This is a genomic window from Microvirga thermotolerans (assembly GCF_009363855.1).
GTDB classification, from domain to species: Bacteria; Pseudomonadota; Alphaproteobacteria; order Rhizobiales; family Beijerinckiaceae; genus Microvirga; species Microvirga thermotolerans.
Genome location: NZ_CP045423.1, coordinates 1798711 through 1816278, shown reverse-complemented (window position 1 = coordinate 1816278; position 17568 = coordinate 1798711). Strand labels below are relative to the sequence as shown.

At 67.8% G+C, this 17568-nt stretch carries 20 protein-coding genes; 11 read left to right on the top strand and 9 right to left on the bottom strand.

The genetic code is table 11. The features are described from left to right. The first annotated feature begins 51 nt into the window (after positions 1-51). The 3 genes from GDR74_RS08510 (at position 52) to purN (ending at position 2633) form a co-directional block, all read left to right on the top strand. Entirely contained in the window at positions 52-675 is a 624-nt protein-coding gene (locus GDR74_RS08510) for a 2OG-Fe(II) oxygenase (RefSeq protein ID WP_152585906.1), read from the top strand. 243 nt (positions 676-918) lie between these two features. Continuing rightward, positions 919-1989, top strand: a complete 1071-nt coding sequence (purM, locus tag GDR74_RS08505) for a phosphoribosylformylglycinamidine cyclo-ligase (RefSeq protein ID WP_152585905.1) — start codon at positions 919-921, stop codon at positions 1987-1989. Beyond that, positions 1986-2633: a phosphoribosylglycinamide formyltransferase gene (gene purN, locus GDR74_RS08500; RefSeq protein WP_152585904.1), complete on the top strand. Its 648-nt coding sequence runs from the start codon at positions 1986-1988 to the stop codon at positions 2631-2633. The genes purM and purN overlap by 4 nt, the downstream gene beginning before the upstream one ends. A gap of 331 nt (positions 2634-2964) precedes the next feature. Here the strand turns inward: purN and GDR74_RS08495 are convergent, their stop codons facing one another. The 3 genes from GDR74_RS08495 to ndk form a co-directional block, all read right to left on the bottom strand. Then, positions 2965-3327 (bottom strand): hypothetical protein, encoded by a 363-nt coding sequence (locus tag GDR74_RS08495; RefSeq protein WP_152585903.1) that lies wholly within the window; start codon positions 3325-3327, stop codon positions 2965-2967. An 87-nt stretch (positions 3328-3414) separates the two neighbouring features. Then, positions 3415-5565, bottom strand: coding sequence for a molybdopterin-containing oxidoreductase family protein (locus GDR74_RS08490; RefSeq protein ID WP_152585902.1), 2151 nt, complete (start codon positions 5563-5565; stop codon positions 3415-3417). A gap of 138 nt (positions 5566-5703) precedes the next feature. After that, the gene (gene ndk / locus GDR74_RS08485) at positions 5704-6126 is read right to left on the bottom strand and encodes a nucleoside-diphosphate kinase (protein WP_152585901.1); all 423 of its coding nucleotides are present in this window, start codon (positions 6124-6126) and stop codon (positions 5704-5706) included. A 221-nt stretch (positions 6127-6347) separates the two neighbouring features. On the opposite strand from ndk, the gene GDR74_RS08480 reads away from it, so the two are divergent. Next, on the top strand, positions 6348-6758 hold the full coding sequence (locus GDR74_RS08480; protein WP_152585900.1) for a DUF2147 domain-containing protein: 411 nt from the start codon (positions 6348-6350) through the stop codon (positions 6756-6758). A gap of 75 nt (positions 6759-6833) precedes the next feature. Here the strand turns inward: GDR74_RS08480 and GDR74_RS08475 are convergent, their stop codons facing one another. Next, entirely contained in the window at positions 6834-7541 is a 708-nt protein-coding gene (locus GDR74_RS08475; RefSeq protein WP_152585899.1) for a glutathione S-transferase N-terminal domain-containing protein, read from the bottom strand. Between the two features lie 199 nt (positions 7542-7740). Here GDR74_RS08475 and GDR74_RS08470 point away from each other — a divergent pair, with 199 nt between their 5' ends. After that, entirely contained in the window at positions 7741-7989 is a 249-nt protein-coding gene (locus tag GDR74_RS08470) for a hypothetical protein (RefSeq protein ID WP_152585898.1), read from the top strand. Between the two features lie 52 nt (positions 7990-8041). Here GDR74_RS08470 and GDR74_RS08465 read toward each other — a convergent pair whose 3' ends face one another. Beyond that, positions 8042-8509, bottom strand: coding sequence for a GNAT family N-acetyltransferase (locus tag GDR74_RS08465; protein WP_152585897.1), 468 nt, complete (start codon positions 8507-8509; stop codon positions 8042-8044). Beyond that, a complete protein-coding gene (locus tag GDR74_RS08460) occupies positions 8506-9147 on the bottom strand; it encodes a glutathione S-transferase family protein (RefSeq protein WP_194164675.1) in 642 nt (213 codons plus the stop codon). Before GDR74_RS08460 ends, GDR74_RS08465 begins: the two co-directional genes overlap by 4 nt. A 230-nt stretch (positions 9148-9377) precedes the next feature. Between GDR74_RS08460 and GDR74_RS08455 the strand changes: the two genes are divergently transcribed. From GDR74_RS08455 to GDR74_RS08445, 3 genes are all read left to right on the top strand, one after another. After that, a complete protein-coding gene (locus tag GDR74_RS08455) occupies positions 9378-9782 on the top strand; it encodes a DUF4345 domain-containing protein (protein ID WP_152585895.1) in 405 nt (134 codons plus the stop codon). 175 nt (positions 9783-9957) lie between these two features. Continuing rightward, the gene (locus GDR74_RS08450; protein ID WP_152585894.1) at positions 9958-10296 is read left to right on the top strand and encodes a hypothetical protein; all 339 of its coding nucleotides are present in this window, start codon (positions 9958-9960) and stop codon (positions 10294-10296) included. Positions 10297-10554: 258 nt separating this feature from the next. Further along, complete coding sequence (locus GDR74_RS08445) at positions 10555-11967, top strand: adenylate/guanylate cyclase domain-containing protein (protein ID WP_152585893.1); 1413 nt, start codon at positions 10555-10557, stop codon at positions 11965-11967. 80 nt (positions 11968-12047) lie between these two features. Here the strand turns inward: GDR74_RS08445 and gatB are convergent, their stop codons facing one another. Continuing rightward, positions 12048-13523 carry an Asp-tRNA(Asn)/Glu-tRNA(Gln) amidotransferase subunit GatB gene (gene gatB / locus GDR74_RS08440; RefSeq protein WP_152585892.1) on the bottom strand — a complete coding sequence of 492 codons (1476 nt, stop codon included), beginning with the start codon at positions 13521-13523 and terminating at the stop codon, positions 12048-12050. 223 nt (positions 13524-13746) lie between these two features. Between gatB and GDR74_RS08435 the strand changes: the two genes are divergently transcribed. The 3 genes from GDR74_RS08435 to GDR74_RS08425 all read left to right on the top strand — a co-directional run bounded on the left by GDR74_RS08435 (position 13747) and on the right by GDR74_RS08425 (position 15569). Continuing rightward, a complete protein-coding gene (locus GDR74_RS08435; protein WP_152585891.1) occupies positions 13747-14052 on the top strand; it encodes a hypothetical protein in 306 nt (101 codons plus the stop codon). A 239-nt stretch (positions 14053-14291) separates the two neighbouring features. Continuing rightward, positions 14292-14999, top strand: coding sequence for an ArsR/SmtB family transcription factor (locus GDR74_RS08430; protein ID WP_210251050.1), 708 nt, complete (start codon positions 14292-14294; stop codon positions 14997-14999). Positions 15000-15044: 45 nt separating this feature from the next. After that, a complete protein-coding gene (locus GDR74_RS08425; RefSeq protein ID WP_152585889.1) occupies positions 15045-15569 on the top strand; it encodes a hypothetical protein in 525 nt (174 codons plus the stop codon). Between the two features lie 48 nt (positions 15570-15617). Here GDR74_RS08425 and GDR74_RS08420 read toward each other — a convergent pair whose 3' ends face one another. Continuing rightward, positions 15618-15911 (bottom strand): hypothetical protein, encoded by a 294-nt coding sequence (locus GDR74_RS08420; RefSeq protein WP_152585888.1) that lies wholly within the window; start codon positions 15909-15911, stop codon positions 15618-15620. Continuing rightward, positions 15908-17488: an amidase family protein gene (locus GDR74_RS08415; RefSeq protein ID WP_152585887.1), complete on the bottom strand. Its 1581-nt coding sequence runs from the start codon at positions 17486-17488 to the stop codon at positions 15908-15910. Before GDR74_RS08415 ends, GDR74_RS08420 begins: the two co-directional genes overlap by 4 nt. Between the last annotated feature and the right edge of the window lie 80 nt (positions 17489-17568).

Genomic DNA, 17568 nt, shown 5'->3' with positions numbered 1-17568 from the left:
TTCTTTCTAACTAGGGTAGAAATTCGCAACCTTGTCGCCAGGGAGCGCTCCATGCAAACCATCGATCTGAATGCCGTCCGCAACGCCAAGACCTCGAAGGAGCCCTATGACTTCCTTCTGGCGGATCATCTTCTCAAGGCGGACGTCATCGACGACCTGCGGCGCGACTTCCCCGATATCGAGAAGCCCGGCTACCTCACCGTGGACGAGGTGAAGCTCCACGGCCGCTTCAAGACCCTGATCGAAGAGCTGGAGGGCCCGGAGCTGACGGAGGAGCTGTCGAAGAAGTTCGGCCTCAACCTGCACCAGTACCCGCGCCTGACCACCATCATGAAGCGGTCGCAGCCGAAATACGGCGCGATCCACACCGACGGCCCGTCCAAGGTCATGACCATGCTCGTCTACATGAACGACGAGTGGAACCAGGGCGACGGCGGCCGCCTGCGGGTCCTCTACGACGGCCAGAACTTCGAGCCCTACGCGCTCGAGGTGCCGCCCACCATGGGCACCATGTTCGCCTTCCTCCGCTCCGACAATTCCTGGCACGGCCACCGGCCCTTCGTGGGCGAGCGCCGGGTGGTTCAGATCGCCTGGGTCAAGAGCCAGGCCGACGTGGACCGCAAGAAGAAGCACAACAAGGTGGCCCAGTTCTTCAAGGGCATCTTCGGACGTTAAGGTGCCGGAGGCAGACTGCCCCTTCCGGAGCAGGCAACCGGGGCCTGGAAGGGCAAGATCTTCGTCGACGGCCAGGGCCGGGATGTCCCGGCCCTCCTCGTTTCCGCTCGCCGCGCGTCCGGAACGCGTCTCCCGGGCTGGAGCCGTAGGCGCGGGCCGCGGCGGATCGGAACTCCGGCTCAGAAACCCCCTTGCCTTTCGGCCCCCTCTCGCCTTACTGCCCCGCATGGACGGGGAATGCCGATGAGCGAGAAGAAGCGGGACGGGCTCACCTATGCCCAGGCGGGCGTCGACATCGACGCGGGCAATGCCATGGTCGACCGGATCAAGCCTCTGGTGCGCGCCACGCGCCGGCCGGGGGCCGATGCGGAGATCGGCGGGTTCGGGGGGCTGTTCGACCTGAAGGCCGCCGGGTTCAAGGATCCGATCCTGGTGGCCGCCAACGACGGGGTCGGCACCAAGGTGAAGATCGCCATCGACACCGGCATCCACGACACCATCGGCATCGATCTCGTGGCCATGTGCGTGAACGACATCGTGGTCCAGGGGGCCGAGCCGCTCCTGTTCCTCGACTATTTCGCGACTGGCAAGCTGGAGCCGGAGGTCGGCGTCGCCATCGTGAAGGGCATCGCCGATGGCTGCCGGCTGGCGGGATGCGCGCTCATCGGCGGCGAGACCGCCGAAATGCCGGGGCTCTACGCCCGGGGCGACTACGACCTCGCGGGCTTCGCCGTCGGCGCCGCCGAGCGCGGCACCCTGCTGCCGAAGGCGGTCGCGGCCGGGGACGTCCTCATCGGCCTTCCCTCCTCCGGCGTCCACTCCAACGGCTTCTCCCTCGTGCGCCGGATCGTCGAGGTGTCGGGCCTCGCCTGGGACGCGCCCGCGCCCTTCGCGCCGGAGCGCAGCCTCGCCCAGGCCCTCCTCGAACCGACCCGGATCTACGTGAAGAGCCTCCTTGCCGCCCTCCGGTCCGGCGGGGGCATCAACGCGCTCTGCCACATCACCGGCGGCGGCTTTCCCGACAACATTCCCCGTGTCCTGCCCGAAGGCATCGGCGTGCGGCTCGACCTCGACGCCATTCCCGTCCCGCCGGTCTTCGGCTGGCTGGCGGCGACCGGCGGGGTCGCGGAGGCCGAGATGCTGCGCACCTTCAATTGCGGCATCGGCATGATCGCGGTCGCGGCGGCCGACCAAGCCGACGCCGTCGCGGCGCGGCTGCGCGAGGCCGGCGAGAATCCGGTGCGGATCGGCGAGACCATCGCCCACGAGGGCGGCGAGCGGGTCGCAACCGCGGGACGCCTGGCGCTCCCATGACCTGCCGCCGCATCGCCATCCTGATCTCCGGGCGCGGCTCCAACATGGTCTCGCTCATCGAAGCGGCGCGCGGTGCCGACTTCCCGGGCGAGATCGCGCTCGTTCTGTCGAACCGGCCGGACGCGGGCGGGCTGGAGCGCGCGAGAGCGGCCGGGATCGAGGCCCTCGCCATCGACCACAAGGCCTATTCCACCCGCGAGAGCTTCGAGCAGGCCCTCGATGCGGCCCTCCGCGAGCGCGCCATCGACTTCATCTGCCTCGCGGGCTTCATGCGTGTGCTCACCTCCTGGTTCGTGGGGCGCTGGGAAGGCCGGATGATCAACATCCATCCCTCCCTCCTGCCGCTCTTCCGCGGCACGCACACCCATAGGCGCGCTCTGGAAGAAGGCGTGCTGGTGCACGGCTGCACGGTGCATTTCGTCGTGCCGGAGCTGGATGCCGGGCCCATCGTCGCCCAGGCGGCCGTGCCGGTCGTCCCCGGCGACACGGAGGACAGCCTCGCGGTCCGGGTCCTGGCGCAGGAGCACCTGCTCTACCCCCAGGCCCTGCGCATGATCTGCGAGGGCCGCGCGCGGCTCGACGGCGGACGGGTCGTGTTCGCGGAAGGCTGGAGCGCCGACGGGGCATTGCGTTCGCCCCGTTGAGGCTCGGCCGCCCTGCAACGCGGTTGCCGTTGCGGCAGGATGGGGAGGAGAGGCCGGCACGAGGCACCGGCTCGGGAATTGCAAGTCTAGAGCGGATTGCGCTTCAACAGAATCGCACTCCGCTCCGAAGCTCTTGGTTTGCCGCATTTTCGGACGGACCCGGAGGGCCGCGCCAGCGAAAACCGGTTTCCACTTCTCCTGAAAATGCTCTATCCGGAACGGCACTTCCCCTCCCCGCCCCTCTCCCCAACCGGGAGAGGGAGAAGAGCGGCGCATCCATGTGCATCGAGACGCAGGCCCTCGCCCCATCGCGATGCTGGGCGGACGCCCCTTACATCTGCGGCCGCGGCAGCTTGCAGGCGTCCAGCGCTCCAAGGGCCTTGGCGCGGGCGGTCTCGTTGAACACGCCGGTATCGCGGTAGGCCTGCACCTCGTCGGCGCTCAGGGCGCGCATGGTGCGGCCCGCATAGCAGTCGCATTTCCGCGACATGGAGAGCTCGCTCACGTTCTGCATCCGCGCCTGGGTCACGGCGCAGGCCTGGCGCACGCGGGACTGCAGCTCGCCCATGCTCGCCGTCTTGAGGGCCGGGTCCGGCTGGTACTGGGTCGGCATGTTGGAGGCGGCGGCAAGGGCGGCATGGGTCGAGGCGGCGATGGCGATGGCGGCCAGCACCGGACGGAGAACGGCTCTCATGGGGGCTCCTGAAGGAAGGAAACGATCAAGCTTAAGGATAGGCTCGCTCCGCCACGGTCAAGGGGCGCCCGGCAATAGCCTTAAGACTTAGACAACGGCGGGCTCCGCCTCCGCCGCACCGGCCTCCGGCAGCGGGAAGCCGCGCCCCGGCTCCGCCTTCGCCAGCGCCACCCGGTTGTCGTGGAACGCGGCGCCACCGTAGGGCGCGACCTGATCCGCGCCGGTGAGCGTGTTGATGCCGCGCCCGTAGGGATGCGCCGCGTTCGGCCAGATGCCTTCCGCGATCAGCACCCCGCGGCGCACACCGTCGAAGAGGCGCGCGCGCAGATACACCTCGCCGCGCCGGTTCCGGAGGACCACCCAGTCCCCGTCCGCGATGGCGAACGGCGCCGCGTCGAGGGGATGGATCATCACCTCCGGCCGCCCCTCCTTCGCCCGCGAGGTCGGGGTCTCGTTGAAGGAGGAGTTCAGGAAGTTCCGGGCCGGGCTCGTGGCGAGGCGGAACGGATGCTCGCCGGTCGCCTCCTCCGTCACGGGCCAATGGTCGGGAAAGGCGGGGAGCGCGGTCCACGGCCCCATGGGCCCGTTGTTGCCCGAGGGAATGCGCGTCCAGTCCGGCTTGAAGCGGAATCGGCCGTCCGGATAGGCGAAGCCGTCGAGGTAATGCGCCTCGCGGAAGGCGGGCTGCACGTCCCTGTGCACCTCGCGCTCCAGGTCCTCGATGGATCCCCAGCCGGAATGCCTCAGGGTCCAGTCGATCAGCTCGCGCGGCTCCATCTCGAAGCCGGGATGCGACGCGCCGACGCGCCGGGCGATGGCGCGGATCACCTCGTGGTTGGAGCGGCATTCCCCCGGCGGCTCCACGAGCTTGGGACCGAGCTGGAAATGCTGGTGCCCGCCCGCCGAATAAAGGTCGTCGTGCTCCATGAACATGGTCGCGGGCAGCACGATGTCCGCCATGAGCGCGGTCTCGGTCATGAACTGTTCGTGCACGCACACGAAAAGGTCCTCGCGGGCGAAGCCCTTCTTCACCAGCTCCTGCTCCGGGGCGACGGAGACCGGGTTGGTGTTCTGGATCAGCATGGCCTTGACGGGCGGCCCGTGGAACAGCGCCTCCGCGTCGCCGGTGAGGACGCGGCCGATCTGGGACTGGTCGAGCCGGCGCACGGTCGTGTCGGCGACGTCGAGCGCCTCGATCATCGTCTTGTTCCAGCGATAGATCGCGCCGTTGCTGTGGAAGGCGCCGCCGCCCTCGTACTGCCATGCCCCCGTGACGGCCGGGATGCAGGAGGCCGCGTGCATGTTCACGGTGCCGTTGCGCTGGCGCGCGAAGCCGAAGCCGAGGCGGAAATAGGTGCGGCGGCGCTCGCCCACGAGCTGCGCGAAGGCTTCGATCTCCTCGACGCTCAGGCCCGTGATCGCGGCCGCCCAATGCGGATCGCGGCTCTGCAGATGGGCCTCGAACTCCTCCGGACGGTCGGTATAGCGCGCAAGGTAGGCGCGGTCCGCATAGCCGTCCCGGAACAGCACGTGCATCACCGCGCAGGCAAGCGCGCCATCGGTACCTGGCTTCACGAGCAGCGCCATGTCCGCCTGCTTCATGGTGGCGTTCATGTAGATGTCGATGGCGACGATCTTGGCGCCGCGTTCCTTGCGGGCGCGCAGGGCGTGCGTCATCACGTTGACCTGGGTGTGCACCGCGTTCGTGCCCCAGATCACCACGCAGTCCGCCTTCGCCATCTCGCGCGGGTCGGGGCCCGCGAGCCTGCCCGTGCCCGCCACGAAGCCCGTATAGGCGGTCGCCGTGCAGATGGTGGAATACTGGCCGGAATATCTCTTCACGTTGCGCAGGCGGTTGATGCCGTCGCGCATCACGTAGCCCATGGTGCCCGCGTAGTAATAGGGCCAGACGGATTGCGGGCCGAACCCGGCCTCGGCCCGGAGAAAGGCCTCGGCGACCGCATCCAGCGCCTCGTCCCAGGAGATGCGCTCGAACTGCCCGGATCCTTTCGGGCCCGTGCGCTGCATGGGGTAAAGCAGCCGCTCCGGGTGGTGGATGCGCTCCGCATAGCGGGCGACCTTGGCGCAGATCACCCCCGCCGTGTAGCTGTTGCTCCTGGCACCGTGCACGCGCCCGATGGAGCGCCCGTCGATCACCTCCACGTCGAGGGAGCAGGTCGACGGGCAGTCATGCGGGCAGACGGAGGGGCGACGCTCGATGCGCGGGCTCTGATTCATGGCGAGGCATCTTCGGACAAGTCCGTCCGCTTGGGAAGCGCGCTTCTCGCGGGCGACGCGCGGGAGGCGCGACGCAGCCGGGAAACAAAAAATCCCCGGGACCAGCCCGGGGATCGCGTCGTTGCCCGAAAAGGCGGATCAGCCGACGATCTCGTTGCCCGAGAAGAACTGGGCGATCTCGATCTTGGCGTTCTCCTGGCTGTCGGAGCCGTGGACCGAGTTCTCGCCGATGGACTTGGCATAGAGCTTGCGGATCGTGCCCTCGGCGGCGCTCTCCGGGTTGGTGGCGCCCATGATCTCGCGATAGCGGACGACTGCGTTCTCGCCCTCGAGCACCTGCACGACGACCGGGCCGGAGGTCATGAAGTCCACGAGCTCGCCGAAGAAGGGGCGCTCCTTGTGAACCGCGTAGAAGGTCTCGGCCTCCCGGCGGGACATGAGAATGCGCTTCTGGGCCACGATGCGCAGCCCGGATTTCTCGATGAGGGCGTTGATGGCGCCGGTCAGGTTCCGCTCGGTCGCGTCGGGCTTGATGATGGAGAAGGTGCGCTCGATGGCCATGAAACTCACTCTTTGCGAAGCAAATGGGAAAGTGCGGCGCTTATAACGGCGCGATCCCTGGGCCTCAAGGCCTTTCGCGCCTGCGAAGAAGCGGGGTGGGCCGCCGGCCGCCCTGCCCGCCTGAGGGGATTTTCCTGTGCGCAACCCGGTACCCTTGCGGCCGGGATGCTCTAATCTCTCCGGCAGGGTCCTTCGAGAGACCGCATTTTCGGGAGTGAAACATGAAGCCTGCCGTTCTCGCCGCCACCCTCGGCCTCGCCGTCCTGGCCGGGCCAGCCCTGGCGCAATCCGCCGACCCGAGCGGCATCTATCTCAGCGAGAGCAAGGAGACCCGGGTGAGGGTCGCGAAATGCGGCAACGCCTATTGCGGCACCATCGTCTCCGTCCAGGGCGAGGCCAAGGACGTGAACAACCCGGACCCGAACCTGAGGGGCCGCAACCTCGTCGGGGTCCAGATGATCACCGACATCCGGCCCTCCGGCGACGGCTTCACCGGCCAGCTCTACAACTACAAGGACGGAAAGACCTATACCGGCAAGATGAGCTTCAAGGGCGGAAATGCCATGCAGCTCTCCGGCTGCATCCTCGGCGGCCTCATCTGCCGCTCGCAGACCTGGACGAAGATCAATTGAAGGCGGCTAGGCTCCGGTATCGTGCCGGGACGGCCCGGAAGGCCGCCCCGGCACGGCAGCGGCGAATGTTGCAGCCTACCGGGCCTTCTGCCCGAACAGGACCGCCTGGACGGCGGGGTCCTTGAGGTCGGTCTTCTCCCGGTCCTCGGAGCTGACGGCGATGCCCCGGGCGACGGCGGGGCGCGCCAGCACCGCGGCGAGCCAGCGCTTCACGTTCGGGAAGTCGTCGATGTTCTGGCCCTGCCGTTCCCACAGCTTCGCCCAGGGCGCGATGGCCATGTCGGCGATGGAATACTCGCCCGCCACGAATTCCCGATCCGCCAGGCGCTTGTCGAGAACGCCGTAGAGGCGGTTGGCCTCGTTGGTGTAGCGCTCGATGGCGTAGGGCACCTTCTCGGGCGCGTAGATTCGGAAATGGTGCGTCTGGCCGAGCATGGGGCCGAAGCCGCCCATCTGCCAGAACAGCCACTGGTCGACCTCGACGCGGCGGCGCTCGTCGGCCGGATAGAACCGGCCGGTCTTGCGGCCGAGATACTGCAGGATCGCGCCGGACTCGAAGACGGAGATCGGCTTTCCGTCAGGGCCGTCGGGATCGACGATGGCGGGCATCTTGTTGTTGGGCGAGATCGCCAGGAACTCGGGCTTGAACTGGTCCCCCTTGCCGATGTTCACCGGATGGACCCTGTAGGGAAGCCCCGTCTCCTCCAGCATGATGGTGATCTTCCACCCGTTCGGAGTCGGCCAGTAATAGAGTTCGATCGGTTGTTGGGCGGCGGCCGCCATGACATGCCTCTCCGGTCGTTGACTGAACGCTCGACGCGCGACGTTAAGACATAAGATCGGGTCCGTCGCCAGCATGCGCAACGATTTCCCGTGGACAGGGCGCATGACGTCCCTGCGCACCTTGCATGTTGCGTTATTTCGTAAGAGACATGCGAAAGCGCCCACATCCACGACGCGGCGCTTATTGGGGGGTTATCCGATGACGAGTCCCGTCTCTCGCACCATTGCTGCCGCGGCGGCGGCGCTTCTCCTGACGATGCCGCTTCCGGCCCTCGCCCAGTCCAAGAAGGAGCCCACCGCCGGCCAGCTCGCCGCGCGCGAGCGCATGTCGAAGTGCAGTGCCGAATGGAAGGCGGCCAAGGCCTCGGGCAATGTCACGAAGGACATGAAGTGGCCGAAATTCTGGAGCGCGTGCAACAAGCGCCTCAAGGGCGGCGACAAGGCCTGACGGGCGCGGGGCGCGCCGTTTCCGGACGCGCCCCGTTCGGTTCGCTCCAGGGTCAAAGCCTCTTCTTGAACCCTTCGTGGCTGCGCGCGTAGCCCAGGCGCTCGTAGAAGCGGTGGGCGTCCCTGCGGGTCTTGTTGGACGTGAGCTCCAGCATGCGCGCGCCCCGGCGGCGGGCCTCCTCCTCGGCGAAGGCCATCATCCGCGCGCCGATGCCGCCGGAGCGGCGGGCGGCCTTCACCTTCACGCTCTCGACCTTCACCCGCAGGGCGCCGCGGCCCGTCAGGTTGGGGATGAAGGTGAGCTGGAAGGTCCCGACGATCTCCTCCCCGTCCAGGGCGACGTAGAGGCTGTTCTCGGGGCTTCGCGCGATCGCGTCGAAGGCGGCCTCGTAGGCCGGGCGGGTCTCCGGCGTCCATGCGTCGCCATGGGTGCCGAGCTCATCCTCCTCGTGCAGGCGGACGATGGCCTCCAGGTCGCCGCGCTCGGCCTCGCGGATCGCGATCGCGCTCGCGGGGCTCATGCCGCCTCGCGCGAGGTCTTCGGCAGCAGGGCATCGGCCGGCTGGAAGCCCGGCAGCGCCTCCACCCGCTTCGCCCAGGCCGCCACCTGCGGATAGTCCGCAAGGTCGATTCCCGCAGCGCCGGCGAAGGCCACGACGCCGTAGATGTCGATGTCGGCGACGGTCACGCCCTCGCCGACCAGCCAGTCACGGCCGGCAAGATGGGTGTCGAGGACCTTCAGGGCTGTCTTGGCCGCGGCCTGGCAATCCTCGAGGACCTCCGCCGGCGCCGGGCGGAAGCCTGCCTTGATGACCCGGGCCCTGTAGAGCGGCGCGGCCAGCCGGTCGAAATCCCAATAGAGCCATTCGCGCGCCCGCAGGCGCTCGTCGAGGCTCGCGCCGCCGAACTTGCCGAGGGTGTCGGCAAGGTATTCCAGGATCGCCGCCGACTGGCAGAGGTGGCGCCCGTTCGAACGGTCCACCAGCATCGGCACCTGTCCGAAGCGCTGCTTGGCGAGATAGGCCGGGCGCTTGTGCTCGCCTTCCATGAGGTTGAGGTGGACGTAGTCGAAGGGCTCCCCGGCAAGGGAGAGCATCAGGCCGACCTTGTAGGTCGGGCCGGAGACGAACATGCCGTGAAGCTCGAAACGGGCAGTCATGTTTGCACCTGTGCGATGGGTTGGCTTGGCCGGAGCGGACACTAGCGCATCGCGCGCAAATGTGGACCGGGTTTTCGCCGACGCGGCCCTCTGGGGTCGCTGACGCGGCCATTCGGGTCCACAGGCGACTTGCATTTGACGGGACGGGAGCATCGGATCGGCTCGCCGGATTGATTCATGGGACGAAACACCCACAATGCCGGGAGGAGCAGGTCCAGGGCGAGGGCGGCATGGAAAAGGAACGGCGGCTTCTGCAGCAGGCGGTGGCGATCCTCGCGATCCTGCCGGTGGCCATCGGCCTCTACGGAGTCCTGTTCGGGCAGGCCCTGACGGGGGACGCGGTCAGCATTTCGGCGGAGAGCCATTTCCGCTTCCTGTCCGCCCTCCTCCTCGGCATCGGCCTGTGCTTCTGGAGCACGGTGCCCGGAATCGAGGCGAAGACCGGGCGCTTCCGGCTGCTCACGCTCCTGGTCGCCGTCGGCGGCCTCGGACGGCTCGTCGGGCTGATGCTGACGGGACTGCCCTCGCTCTTCATGCTCGGAGGTCTTTTCCTCGAACTCGTGGTCACGCCTGCCCTGTGCCTGTGGCAGACCCGCGTCGCCAACCGCTACGCGGAGGAATTCGGCGTCGCGTGAGCGGCGGAGCCTCCGCGGCAGGTCTTGGACATCCCCTCCCCCACGGGAAGCATTCCCGTCCAGGATTTCCAGGAAAGGCACGATTGCTCGAACGAGGTGCGGGAGTAGCTCGAAAGAACGCAGATCCTCACAGCATGTTTAGCGTATCTTTCGCCCTGAAGAGGGGAGAAACAACATGCCGGTGCATGTCTTTTCGAAAGCTCTACTTGGAACGGTTCTTCTATTGCTTGCCTTCGGGAAGGCCGACGCTCAATCACCCGCAGCAACATGGGACGGTACCTGGGGCCGGCCGGATGCGATCACCGTAACCGTGTCGGGCGACACCGTCGCCTATTACTTCAAGGGCCGGCAGAACGGCGTCTACAATGTCCGGCGGTCGCCGTCGGAACTGTCGTTCAACTTCGGCACCGGCGGCCAGATGAACATGAAGATGAATCCTGACGGAACCGCTCAATACGCCTATTCCCTGCCGACCGGCGGAACGGGGAGCGGGAAGATCTGGCGCCGCCGGTGAGGCGCCGGGCGCCGTCCCCGCTCCGCCGATCGCCTGCTCCCGAACGCCGAGGCAGGCGCGCGACATCGGACAAGGTTCTTTCGGTCCTTCGCCGTTGCGGTGGAGGGCCTTTCCTCAATTTGCAAGCCATTGTCGCCGGGAAGTGCTATCCTCTGCGGCATCCGCGGGCTGGCCCTGCATACGCGAGAGCGCTTCTCCGATGCACGCCAGGCCACTCAGGGCTCAGGGCTCAATCTGCACCTCGAAGGAGGGCGGACCATGAGTGAAGATCGGAAACTTCTCGCAATCCTCAGACAATCGGCAGATCCCCAGGTCGTCGACGCGATCGAGCGGCTGATCGACGGCGCGCCGGATCCGGAACTGAACCGCATCAACGCCCTCGTCTTCGCGGCCAGGCACGGCCTCGACGAGGAGCGCACCATCGCAGCCTTTCTGCATGCCGCCCGGCTCGGACTCTTCGAGATGTCCTGGAACGTCCTCTGCCCCGGATGTGGAGGCGTGCTCGATGCGGGCACGAGCCTCCGGACCGTGCGGCACGAAGCCTACAGCTGCGCCCTGTGTGGGGCGGGCTACGAGCCGACCCTCGACGAGATGGTGGAGGTGACCTTCACCGTTTCGCCGCGCGTGCGCCGGATCGCCGCCCACGACCCCGATGCCCTGCCCATGCCGGACTACATCAGGCAGTTCTTCTGGGGCTCGGGCGTCGACCTGCCCGACGACGGACGGTTCCGGGAGATCCTCGACGAGATCGTGCTCGATTCCATGGAGCTGCCGCCCGGCGAGAGAGCCTCCCTCTCCCTGCAGCTCCCTTCCGAATTCATCATCGTGTTCGAGCCGATCACCCACCACGCGCAGTTCATCGACGTCAAGGGCGAGCCGACGCGGGAGCGCCAGAGCCTGTCCCTCGTCTACAACGGCGGGCATGCGCGCCACGAGCCGGTGACGCTGCGCCCCGGTCCGCTGCGCCTGTTCCTGGAGAACAGGACGTCGAAGCGGGTGCTCCCCACCGTCTGGATCGCCAATGACCGCCTGCACGAGCTGCTCGGGCGGCGGCGGCCGTTCCTCACGGCCAAGCGCCTTCTGTCGAACCAGACCTTCCGGGACCTGTACCGCACCGACACGCTCGACATCGATCAGCGGCTGAGGATCACCAGCCTCACCTTCCTGTTCACGGACCTGAAGGGCTCGACGGAGCTCTACGAGCGCGTCGGCGATCTCGCCGCCTACGATCTCGTGCGCGAGCATTTCCGTGTCCTGAACGAGATCGTCGCCTCGGAGGCGGGAGCGGTGGTGAAGACCATCGGCGACGCGGTCATGGCGACCTTCCCGACGCCGGACCATGCCCTGTCGGCGGCCCTGCGCATGCGCGAGGCCATGCGCGCCATCAACGAGCAGCGCGGGAGCGAGGACCTTCTGCTCAAGATCGGCATCCACGAGGGCCCCTGCCTCGCCGTGATGCTCAACGACCGCCAGGACTATTTCGGCCAGACGGTGAACATCGCCTCGCGGGTCCAGGGTCTTGCGGAATCCCGCTCCATCTTCGCAACGGATGCCGTCGTGGAGGACCCTCAGACCTCCCAGGTCATCGCGGCGCACGGCCTCCACCCCACGCTCCAGCGCAAGGCCCTGCGCGGGACGCATGCCGAGTTCGCCGTCTACGAAATCCCGTGACGGCGCCTCCCGCATGCCTCACTCACCCCGTCATTCCGGGGCGCCGCAGGCGAGACCGGGATGACGAGGCGCCCGGCCCGTCACTCGATCCCGAGCTTCGCCTTGAGCAGCTCGTTCACGGCCTGCGGGTTCGCCTTGCCGCCGGTCTGCTTGATCACCTGGCCGACGAACCAGCCGAGCAGGGTCGGCTTGGCCTTGGTCTGCTCGACCTTGTCGGGATTGGCGGCGATCACGGCGTCGATGGCCTTCTCGATGGCGCCGGTGTCGGTCACCTGCTTCATGCCGCGCGCCTCGACGATCTGGCGCGGGTCCCCGCCTTCGGTGAAGACGATCTCGAACAGGTCCTTGGCGATCTTGCCGGAGATGACCCCCTCGCCGATCAGGTCGATGATGCCGCCGAGCTGATCCGCGGAGACGGGCGAGGAGGCGATGTCCTTGCCCTCCTTGTTGAGGCGGCCGAACAGCTCGTTGATGACCCAGTTCGCGGCGGCCTTGCCGTCCCGGCCCTTGGCCACGGCCTCGTAGAAGTCCGCCGAGGCGCGCTCCGCCACGAGGACGCCGGCGTCGTAGGCCGGCAGGCCGTAATCGGCCATGAAGCGGGCCTTCTTCTCGTCGGGGAGTTCGGGCAGGTGCCGGGCGAGCTCGTCCACATAGGCCTGGTCGAACTCGAGCGGCAGCAGGTCCGGATCGGGGAAGTAGCGGTAGTCGTGCGCCTCCTCCTTGGAGCGCATGGAGCGGGTCTCGCCCCGGCCGGGATCGAAGAGGCGGGTCTCCTGCTCGATGACGCCGCCGTCCTCCAGGATGCCGATCTGGCGGCGCGCCTCCACCTCGATGGCCTGGCCGATGAAGCGGATGGAGTTGACGTTCTTGATCTCGCAGCGGGTGCCGAACGGCTCGCCGGGGCGGCGCACCGAGACGTTCACGTCGGCGCGAAGGTTGCCCTTCTCCATGTCGCCGTCGCAGGTGCCGAGATAGCGCAGGATGGTCCGCAGCTTGGTCACGTAGGCGCGCGCCTCGTCGGAGGAGCGCAGGTCCGGCTTGGAGACGATCTCCATGAGGGCCACGCCCGAACGGTTGAGGTCGACGAAGCTCATGGTCGGGTGCAGGTCGTGGATCGACTTGCCTGCGTCCTGCTCGAGATGGAGGCGTTCGATGCCCACGGTGATGGTCTCGCCGGTTTCCGGCACGTCGACGATCACCTTGCCTTCGCCCACGATGGGGCTCTTGTATTGGCTGATCTGGTAGCCCTGCGGCAGGTCCGGGTAGAAATAGTTCTTCCGGTCGAAGGTGCTCCTGAGGTTGATCTGCGCCTTCAGGCCCAGGCCGGTGCGGATCGCCTGGCGCACGCATTCCTCGTTGATGACCGGCAGCATGCCGGGCATGGCAGCGTCCACCAGCGACACGTGGCTGTTAGGGTCGCCTCCGAAGGCCGTGGACGCCCCGGAGAACAGCTTGGCCTGGCTCGTCACCTGGGCATGGATCTCCATGCCGATGACGACCTCCCAATCGCCTGTCGCACCCTTGATGAGCTTCTTTGGATTGACCGGAGCGTTCATGCGGCCTCGCGCCTTCCGATTGCGGTGGTTTCGAACCGGAGTAAGAGCCTCGGGCGGTTCCGGTCAACCCCTTTCGAACCTGAACATCCGTTCAGATTACCCAACAGTATTGTTAAGTTCATTTATAATTTGTGCACAGATATTTAACCTTAAAGCCGAGCCTGGATGAAACCCCGGCCCCAATCGAGCGTTGTTCGCCTGGTTAATGGTCAAGGAGACAACGATGGCTGTAGATCCGATGGATCGCGATCCCAACCTCTACAACCGCGAGAACGAGGTGTACGACCGTGAGGCTCGTGGATCCAATACGCTCGCTTACTTGATCGGCGGTCTCGTGATCGCGCTGGGCTTGCTGGCCTTCCTCTTCTATGACGGCGGCAACCGCGACGTGAGCACGACGGGCAGCACCACGGCGCCACAGACCCAGACGGCTCCGTCGTCCCCGAACTCGCCGAACGCCGGCCCGACCGGCAGCGGCTCCACGACCGCTCCGGCGGCTCCGTCGACCGGCTCGGCACCGAAGCAGTAAGCAAAAGCGTTCCGCTGCGTTCATGAGCCTGGCCGCACCGCGGTCAGGCTCATTCTTTTCGGCTCCGCAGGACGTCCTGAGGCCTGCTGCGGGCCTCTGCGAGGCAGGGCTCTCGGCATCGAACCCGTTCAGGGGCGGATGGGATGCCCCAGCCGCCCGACCGGAACGTTTCGGCCACGACCGAAACGTCCTGCACTGACCTTCGCGCGACTTTCCCCTAGACTTGGGCCATGACGAACATGGTCTCCGGCATCACCCTCGCGGAAATCGCCTCCCTCATGGGCGACGTGGCGCGGGCCAACATCCTCTCGGCCCTCATGGACGGCCGCGCGCTTACGGCAAGCGAGCTGGCCTGGCACGGCGGCGTCGGCGCCTCGACGGCGAGCGGGCACCTCGCCAGGCTCGCGGAGGCCAACCTGGTCACGGTCGCGCGGCAGGGGCGGCATCGCTACTACCGGCTCGCCTCGCCCGAGGTCGCGCAGGCGATCGAGGCGCTCATGGCGGTCGCCTCCTCCGGCCCGAAGCGCCACCGCCCGGTCGGGCCCAGGGACGTGGCCCTGCGCCGGGCACGGACATGCTACGACCATCTCGCGGGACGGCTGGGGACCGCCATCGCCGATGCGCTGGTGGAGCGCCGCCATATCGTCCTGTCCGACGAGGCGGGCGCCCTGACCGAGGACGGGCGGCGGTTCCTCTGCGATTTCGGCATCGACCTCGACCGGAGCGGCGCCCGCGGCCGCGCCCTGTGCAGGGCCTGCCTCGACTGGAGCGAGCGGCGCCCTCACCTGGCCGGACGGCTCGGGGCGGCCCTGTGCAGGCGCGTTTTCGAGCTCGGCTGGGTGGAGCGGATCAAGGACAGCCGCGCCCTCTCCATCACCGCGGCCGGGCGTGAAGGGCTTTGCACCACCTTCGGGATTACGGAACTGAGCCGAGCCGACGGGGATTGAGGCATCGGCGGATCCTTCCGCCACAGCCGGGAAAGGGGATCGAAGATGGCCGGGAAAGCGAATTTCACACCGGACGAATGGGCCAGGATCGTCGCGAGCCCGATGGTGGCCGGAATGGCGATCACCGCGGCTGAGCCGAGCGGCCTCTGGGGCCTCCTGAAGGAGTCCATGTCCAGCGGCTGGGCCCTTCTCGAGGCGAAGCAGGATGCGGGCGCCAGCCCCCTCGTCAGGGAGGTGGCGGAGGCCATCGCCGATCCGGCGACGCGGGACGCGGTGCGCCATTCCTTCCAGGACAGGTTCAGGGGCAGCCAGTTCACGGAGGTGAAGGGCAAGGCCATCGCGGAGCTTCGCGCCGTTTCCACCCTCCTCCAGGAGAAGGCCCCGGAGGATGCACCCGCCTTCAGGACATGGCTGCGCCATGTGGCGCAGGAGACGGCGGAGGCCGGCAAGGAAGGCGGTTTCCTCGGCTTCGGCGGCGTCGCCGTGAGCGATGCGGAGAAGGCGACCCTCGACGAGATCGACAAGGCCCTGCTCGCCCCGACCCTGACCAGCGGCATCGCCGAAACCTAGAGCGCCGCATCGCCCCCGGGAGTGGAATCCCCTTTTTGGCCCAATGCCCTAGCGCCCCGTAACGCGCCGCACCGCATAGGCGCCGCCGGCCCAGATCAGCGCCGCGACGGCCCGGACGGGCAGGAGCATCGGGCTGTCGTGGCTCACGGGGGCGAACCAGGGAATGTTCAGTCCCGTGATGAGCCAGGATGCAAGGACCGCGACGGCCAGAGCCCCGATGGCGGCGACGACCACCTTGCCGGCCTGGTCGGCCTTCCAGCCCAGGATGGCGGCGACCAGGATGAGGACCGGATCGAAGGCGCCCCAGAGCCAGACGCCGATGCCGATGACGGGCGGCGTCACGCCTGGGTCCACCAGGCGCCGGGCAGCTCCATCCGTCCGGCCGCGTCCTCGATCACCTGTCCGGCGGCGAAGAGCGTCTCCTCGTCGAAGGCCCGGCCGATCAGCTGGAGGCCGAGCGGCAGGCCCTGGGAGTCGAGGCCGGCGGGAACGGCGATTCCGGGCAGGCCCGCCATGTTCACCGTCACCGTGAAGATGTCGTTGAGGTACATCTCGACCGGGTCGGCCGAGGCCTTCTCGCCGATTCCGAAGGCGCTGGAGGGCGTCGCCGGCGTCAGGATGGCGTGGACGCCCTGCGCATAGACCTCCTCGAAGTCCCGCTTGATGAGGGTGCGGATCTTCTGCGCCCTCACGTAGTAGGCGTCGTAGTAGCCCGCCGAGAGCACGTAGGTGCCGATCATGACGCGGCGCTTGACCTCGCGGCCGAACCCGGCGGCGCGGGTCTTCTCGTACATGTCGACGATGTCCTTGCCGTTCACGCGCAGGCCGTAGCGCACGCCGTCGTAGCGGGCGAGGTTCGAGGACGCCTCGGCGGGAGCGACGATGTAGTAGGCGGGCAGGGCGTATTTGGTATGCGGCAGCGAGACCTCGACGATCTCGGCCCCGGCGGCGCGCAGCCATTCCGTGCCCTGCTGCCAGAGCTTCTCGATCTCCGGGGACATGCCCTCGACCCGGTACTCCTTCGGAATGCCGATCTTCAGCCCCTTCACGCCGCGCGTCACGGCAGCCTCGAAATCCGGCACCGGCAGGTCAGCGCAGGTCGTGTCCTTGGGATCCGGGCCGGACATGGAGCGCAGCATGATCGCCGCGTCGCGCACCGTGCGGGCGATGGGCCCCGCTTGGTCCAGGGAGGAGGCGAAGGCGACGGTGCCCCAGCGGGAGCAGCGCCCGTAGGTCGGCTTGATGCCGACGGTGCCGGTGAAGGCCGCGGGCTGGCGGATCGAGCCGCCCGTATCCGTCGCCGTCGCGCCCAGGCACAGGCGGGCGGCCACCGCCGCCGCCGAACCGCCGGAGGAGCCGCCGGGCACCAGGAGATCCTTGTAGCCGCCGGCCTCCAGGGTCGCCGCCTGGGAGTCGGACATCCTGAGATGGACCGCGCCGTTCAGGAGCGTGCGGGCCGCCTCGCGGCGGTCGGTGTTGCCGCGCAGCCAGGGCGACACGACCGGGCCGAAGGCGCTGGTCTCGTTGGACGAGCCCATGGCGAACTCGTCCATGTTGAGCTTGCCGAGCATCACCGCCCCGTCGTTCCAGAGGTTCTGCGTGACGGTCGACTCGTAGGGGGGCTTGAAGCCCTTGAGGATGTCCGACCCGGCGGTGGAGTCCACGCCCTCGGTGCAGAAGAGGTCCTTGATGCCGAGGGGAATGCCCTCCAGGGGGCGGGCCTCGCCCCTGGCGATGCGCTCGTCGGAGGCCCCGGCCATGGCCAGCGCCTTTTCGGGCGTCTCCAGCACATAGGCGTTGAGCGCCCTCGCCTTCTCGATGGCGTCGAGATGGGCCTTGGCGAGTTCCGTGGCGGAGAAGGTCTTGGCCTTCAGCCCGTCGCGGGCCTCTGCGATGGTGAGATGGGTCAGTTCGGTCACGGGACTTGGTCTCTTGTGGGCGTCTCGGGGCGTCCGGGCCGGCTTCGGCCGCGATGCCTCCTGGGGGTCCTGCGGACGCT

What these genes read in the sequence shown, in the direction of transcription:
- GDR74_RS08510 (WP_152585906.1), top strand. Translation starts at nt 52, where the DNA reads ATGCAAACCATCGATCTGAATGCCGTCCGCAACGCCAAGACCTCGAAG.
- purM (WP_152585905.1), top strand. Translation starts at nt 919, where the DNA reads ATGAGCGAGAAGAAGCGGGACGGGCTCACCTATGCCCAGGCGGGCGTC.
- purN (WP_152585904.1), top strand. Translation starts at nt 1,986, where the DNA reads ATGACCTGCCGCCGCATCGCCATCCTGATCTCCGGGCGCGGCTCCAAC.
- GDR74_RS08495 (WP_152585903.1), bottom strand. Translation starts at nt 3,327, where the DNA reads ATGAGAGCCGTTCTCCGTCCGGTGCTGGCCGCCATCGCCATCGCCGCC.
- GDR74_RS08490 (WP_152585902.1), bottom strand. Translation starts at nt 5,565, where the DNA reads ATGAATCAGAGCCCGCGCATCGAGCGTCGCCCCTCCGTCTGCCCGCAT.
- ndk (WP_152585901.1), bottom strand. Translation starts at nt 6,126, where the DNA reads ATGGCCATCGAGCGCACCTTCTCCATCATCAAGCCCGACGCGACCGAG.
- GDR74_RS08480 (WP_152585900.1), top strand. Translation starts at nt 6,348, where the DNA reads ATGAAGCCTGCCGTTCTCGCCGCCACCCTCGGCCTCGCCGTCCTGGCC.
- GDR74_RS08475 (WP_152585899.1), bottom strand. Translation starts at nt 7,541, where the DNA reads ATGGCGGCCGCCGCCCAACAACCGATCGAACTCTATTACTGGCCGACT.
- GDR74_RS08470 (WP_152585898.1), top strand. Translation starts at nt 7,741, where the DNA reads ATGACGAGTCCCGTCTCTCGCACCATTGCTGCCGCGGCGGCGGCGCTT.
- GDR74_RS08465 (WP_152585897.1), bottom strand. Translation starts at nt 8,509, where the DNA reads ATGAGCCCCGCGAGCGCGATCGCGATCCGCGAGGCCGAGCGCGGCGAC.
- GDR74_RS08460 (WP_194164675.1), bottom strand. Translation starts at nt 9,147, where the DNA reads ATGACTGCCCGTTTCGAGCTTCACGGCATGTTCGTCTCCGGCCCGACC.
- GDR74_RS08455 (WP_152585895.1), top strand. Translation starts at nt 9,378, where the DNA reads ATGGAAAAGGAACGGCGGCTTCTGCAGCAGGCGGTGGCGATCCTCGCG.
- GDR74_RS08450 (WP_152585894.1), top strand. Translation starts at nt 9,958, where the DNA reads ATGCCGGTGCATGTCTTTTCGAAAGCTCTACTTGGAACGGTTCTTCTA.
- GDR74_RS08445 (WP_152585893.1), top strand. Translation starts at nt 10,555, where the DNA reads ATGAGTGAAGATCGGAAACTTCTCGCAATCCTCAGACAATCGGCAGAT.
- gatB (WP_152585892.1), bottom strand. Translation starts at nt 13,523, where the DNA reads ATGAACGCTCCGGTCAATCCAAAGAAGCTCATCAAGGGTGCGACAGGC.
- GDR74_RS08435 (WP_152585891.1), top strand. Translation starts at nt 13,747, where the DNA reads ATGGCTGTAGATCCGATGGATCGCGATCCCAACCTCTACAACCGCGAG.
- GDR74_RS08430 (WP_210251050.1), top strand. Translation starts at nt 14,292, where the DNA reads ATGGTCTCCGGCATCACCCTCGCGGAAATCGCCTCCCTCATGGGCGAC.
- GDR74_RS08425 (WP_152585889.1), top strand. Translation starts at nt 15,045, where the DNA reads ATGGCCGGGAAAGCGAATTTCACACCGGACGAATGGGCCAGGATCGTC.